The sequence below is a fragment of the Lederbergia sp. B243.17 genome, from assembly GCF_057657925.1.
The window spans coordinates 1-3,614 of record NZ_JBWBKF010000018.1 but is presented as its reverse complement, the minus strand read 5'-3'; the positions used below and the strand labels follow the sequence as shown (position 1 = coordinate 3,614).

Below are 3,614 nucleotides of genomic sequence, written 5' to 3'. Positions count from 1 at the left end.
CTGGCAGCTCGTCGGGCTCATAACCCGAAGGTCGCAGGTTCAAATCCTGCCCCCGCAATCGAAGGTCCCGTGGTGTAGCGGTTAACATGCCTGCCTGTCACGCAGGAGATCGCCGGTTCGATCCCGGTCGGGACCGCCATTCTTTACATTACCATCCTTTTAAAAACGAAACGGACTTGTTTCGTTTTTTTGTTTTTGCGAATTGATCGTGGATTTAGTATGATATTGGTTGAACCTGATTCCTTAGGGCACTGTTCCTAAGGTTTTTTTGTAAAAAGAATAAGGAGATTACCATGCCACTATATGAAATGGAAACGAAGAGCCCGGAAGAGACCCATGAGCTGGCAAGGAAGCTTGGCCGTATGCTGCAAGCGCAGGATGTGCTGTTGCTTGAGGGGGATCTCGGAGCGGGGAAGACTGCGTTTACAAAGGGGATTGCCGCCGGTTTGGAAATCAGGCGGAATGTGAACAGTCCGACCTTTACAATCATAAAAGAATACAAGGGCCGTATCCCGCTTTATCACATGGATGTATACCGGGTTGAAAATGAAGCGGAGGACCTCGGATTTGATGAGTATTTTTACGGAGACGGGGCGACGGTTGTGGAGTGGGCCCATTTAATTGAGGAGCAGCTGCCTTCCAATCGGCTGACCATCCGGTTGCAGCATTTGGGCGGCGACCGGAGAAGGCTGTCTTTTGTGCCGGCCGGGGAGCGGTATGAAGCTTTGTGTAAGGAGTTTTTTGATGAATCTATTAGCGATTGATACGTCCAATGATGTGCTGGGTGTTGCCCTTTTAACGGAGGAAAAGGTGATTGCCGAGTACAGCACCAATCTGAAGAAAAACCACAGTGTCCGCCTGATGCCGGCAGTCGAGCAGCTGCTTGCCGACTGCGGCCTAAAGCCGTCTGATCTGGATAAGATTGTCGTGGCGCAGGGGCCGGGTTCTTATACCGGCGTGCGAATCGGGGTAACGGTTGCCAAGACGATGGCGTGGGCGCTCGGGGTTCCGCTTTCGGGTGTGTCCAGCTTGGCGGCACTCGCTGCTTCGGCAAGGCGGGTGCCTGGGGTGATCTGTCCGTTATTCGACGCCCGGCGGGAACGTCTTTACACGGGGCTCTACCGCTATGAAGGGGATCACCTGATGGCAGTGATTCCAGATCAAAATATTTCGGCTGCGGATTGGGCTGACATCCTCATTGAACAGGGAGAGCCGGTTTATTTCATCGGCAATGATGTGCCTTTGTACCGAGACTTATTCACAGAAAAGTTAGGTGACTTGGCGGCGTTTGCCTCTGTGGCAGAATCGAATCCGCGTCCTGGAGAATTGGGCTGGCTTGGCATGGAGGCGCCTGCTGAGGTCGTGCATGCTTTTTCACCGAATTATACGAGACTTGTGGAAGCAGAGGCCAAATGGCTTGAGGAACAGGGGAAAAACAAATGAAGGATTCAGCGGTAAGAAATATTATGTTTCGCTATGCTACAGAGGCGGATATCGATTCGCTTGTTGCGATCGAGCAGCAGTCGTTCAGTGCCCCTTGGCCGCCGGAGGCTTTTTACAATGATATCGTAAATAACCGGTTTGCCGTTTATATCCTTATGTATGCGGATGAGCAGCTTGCCGGCTATTGCGGTGTTTGGCTTGTTCTCGATGAAGGACATATTACCAATGTTGCGGTGCTGCCGGAGTTCCGCGGTCGGAAACTTGGGGAAGCCCTGATGCGGCAAATGATGAAGGTGGCGAGCGAGACCGGAGCTCTTACGCTGACGCTTGAAGTTAGGGTGAGCAATACGCCAGCCCGTTCCCTTTATCGGAAGCTCGGGTTCCAAGAGGGCGGCATCCGGAAAAATTATTATACGGACAATCAGGAAGATGCAATAGTAATGTGGGTGAAATTATGAGTAAGGATCTTTTTATATTAGGAATTGAAACGAGCTGCGATGAAACGGCAGCCTCCATAGTAAAAAACGGCAAGGAAATCGTCTCGAATGTCGTTGCCTCTCAGATCGAAAGCCATAAGCGGTTCGGCGGCGTTGTGCCAGAGCTTGCCTCAAGGCATCATGTCGAGCAGATCACCATCGTGGTGGAAGAGGCGATGAGGGAGGCAGACATGAAGTTTGGCGAGCTGGACGCAATTGCCGTCACGGAAGGGCCAGGCTTAGTCGGGGCTCTGCTTGTCGGCGTGAACGCGGCCAAGGCGCTCAGTTTCGCTGCAGGTGTGCCTCTTGTCGGCGTCCATCATATAGCGGGTCATATTTATGCAAACAGGCTGGTTGCCGATATGACGTTCCCGTTGCTCGCCCTTGTTGTTTCAGGAGGCCATACGGAGCTTGTCTACATGAAGGAGCATGGCAGCTTTGAAGTGATCGGCGAGACAAGGGACGATGCGGCAGGCGAGGCGTATGATAAGGTGGCGCGTACATTGAATCTGCCATACCCAGGAGGCCCGCATATCGACCGCCTTGCTGGTGCTGGACAGGATACGCTCAATTTTCCGCGCTCCTGGCTAGAAGAAGGATCTTATGATTTCAGCTTCAGCGGCTTGAAATCAGCAGTGATCAACACGCTCCACAATGCGGAACAGCGCGGCGAGGAACTGAAGCCCGAGGATGTCGCGGCGAGTTTCCAGGCAAGTGTTGTCGAAGTGCTTACTGAGAAAACGATTCGCGCAGCAAAAGAGTATGGCGTCAAACAAGTGCTTGTCGCCGGCGGGGTAGCGGCGAACAGAGGATTGCGGGCATCTCTAGAAAATGCATTCGAAGCAATACAGGAAGTGGAATTGATCATCCCGCCCCTTTCTCTTTGTACGGACAATGCGGCAATGATTGCAGCCGCTGGCACAGTGCTTTTCCAAAAGGGAAAGCGTTCAGGCAGTGATATGAATGCCCACCCGAACCTGGAAATTGAATCATGAAAAATCGGCTGTCTTATGGCAGCCGATTTTTTTTGTATGCAAAAGATGAAGTTTGTCAACAGTTTTTTTTCAAACTATGAACAAGCTGTGGACAAAGATGTGGGCAACTTTTAATAGTTGTCAGAGGCCTTGCTGCTGCTGGGTTCAGGCTGTTAGCTGAATTGTGGATAATAAAATGATTTTCTGTGGATATAGTGGAAAAACCAGTTGAAAAGCGACATAACGGTGTGGGTTATGTGTATAACTTTGTGGATAGCAAAATACACTTTATCCGTCTACCATTTAGGAGGGAATATGAATAATTGGGCATAAATGGCTCCCTCTTTATGCTATAGTATAGAAAAAGGGGTGGATTGAATGGTATGGATGCTTGTTCTCTCCCCGTTGCTGCTACTGATTCCCATCGTTCTTATTTTCCAAAGAAAGAAAAGGCGGAGGATCAATCATAGCCAATTGAATGCCAATCTTGCTGATAAGCACAAGTACGAAACCATCTATACGACGCATGAACGGAATCAGTGGAATCACCATATTTAAATTGAAAAAAGGAGAGCAGTCCGTAAAGTGGTACCTATGTCAAGGACACAATAAAAAAAGAGATTAAGCAGTTTGAAGATGATTCCTATATTGAATAGGGGTCATCTTTTTTAAATTCCACTGATAACGATAATTATTATAATAGACCATATAATGGTTAATC

The 3,614-nt window shown here is 49.5% G+C and carries 6 protein-coding genes and 1 tRNA gene; 6 read left to right on the top strand and 1 reads right to left on the bottom strand.

Annotated elements, in window-relative coordinates:
• Positions 1-63 precede the first annotated feature (63 nt).
• From AC0TWI_RS01485 to AC0TWI_RS01460, 6 genes are all read left to right on the top strand, one after another.
• Positions 64-139, top strand: a tRNA-Asp gene (locus tag AC0TWI_RS01485).
• A 154-nt stretch (positions 140-293) separates the two neighbouring features.
• On the top strand, positions 294-764 hold the full coding sequence (gene tsaE / locus AC0TWI_RS01480; protein WP_488124560.1) for a tRNA (adenosine(37)-N6)-threonylcarbamoyltransferase complex ATPase subunit type 1 TsaE: 471 nt from the start codon (positions 294-296) through the stop codon (positions 762-764).
• Positions 745-1,443, top strand: a complete 699-nt coding sequence (gene tsaB, locus AC0TWI_RS01475; protein ID WP_488124559.1) for a tRNA (adenosine(37)-N6)-threonylcarbamoyltransferase complex dimerization subunit type 1 TsaB — start codon at positions 745-747, stop codon at positions 1,441-1,443. Before tsaE ends, tsaB begins: the two co-directional genes overlap by 20 nt.
• A complete protein-coding gene (rimI, locus tag AC0TWI_RS01470; RefSeq protein WP_488124558.1) occupies positions 1,440-1,901 on the top strand; it encodes a ribosomal protein S18-alanine N-acetyltransferase in 462 nt (153 codons plus the stop codon). Before tsaB ends, rimI begins: the two co-directional genes overlap by 4 nt.
• Positions 1,898-2,914, top strand: coding sequence for a tRNA (adenosine(37)-N6)-threonylcarbamoyltransferase complex transferase subunit TsaD (gene tsaD / locus AC0TWI_RS01465; RefSeq protein WP_488124557.1), 1,017 nt, complete (start codon positions 1,898-1,900; stop codon positions 2,912-2,914). The genes rimI and tsaD overlap by 4 nt, the downstream gene beginning before the upstream one ends.
• Positions 2,915-3,271: 357 nt before the next feature.
• On the top strand, positions 3,272-3,451 hold the full coding sequence (locus AC0TWI_RS01460) for a hypothetical protein (protein WP_488124556.1): 180 nt from the start codon (positions 3,272-3,274) through the stop codon (positions 3,449-3,451).
• Positions 3,452-3,514: 63 nt separating this feature from the next.
• On the opposite strand, the gene AC0TWI_RS01455 is transcribed toward AC0TWI_RS01460, so the two are convergent.
• The coding region (locus AC0TWI_RS01455; RefSeq protein ID WP_488124311.1) for an IS3 family transposase at positions 3,515-3,614 on the bottom strand (100 nt) is incomplete at its 5' end.